The sequence below is a fragment of the Streptomyces sp. ADMS genome (assembly GCF_033441795.1).
In the GTDB taxonomy this organism is placed as follows: Bacteria; Actinomycetota; Actinomycetes; order Streptomycetales; family Streptomycetaceae; genus Streptomyces.
On the sequence record NZ_JAVFVX010000670.1, the window covers coordinates 1 to 218 of the forward strand.

Sequence of the window (218 nt, forward strand, 5' to 3'; positions counted from 1 at the left end):
ATACTTGTAGAGCGTGTCCGCGAGCACGACCAGGGCCGCGATCAGCACGATCGCGCCGAGGATCGGCCCCCCGATGATCATCGCGACGATGCCGACGACAGCGACGACGATCTTGCACACGGCGACGATGGTGTCCCAGTTGTCAGTGAACCAGTCACCGACCTCCTCCCACCAACTCCGGTTCTGGATACCGGCGTCCGACGCCTCGTCGATCCTCC

General features: G+C 63.8%; 1 pseudogene. It reads right to left on the minus strand.

Annotated elements, in window-relative coordinates:
- Positions 1-218 (minus strand): annotated as a pseudogene (locus RB628_RS42430) (hypothetical protein); the annotation flags it as partial.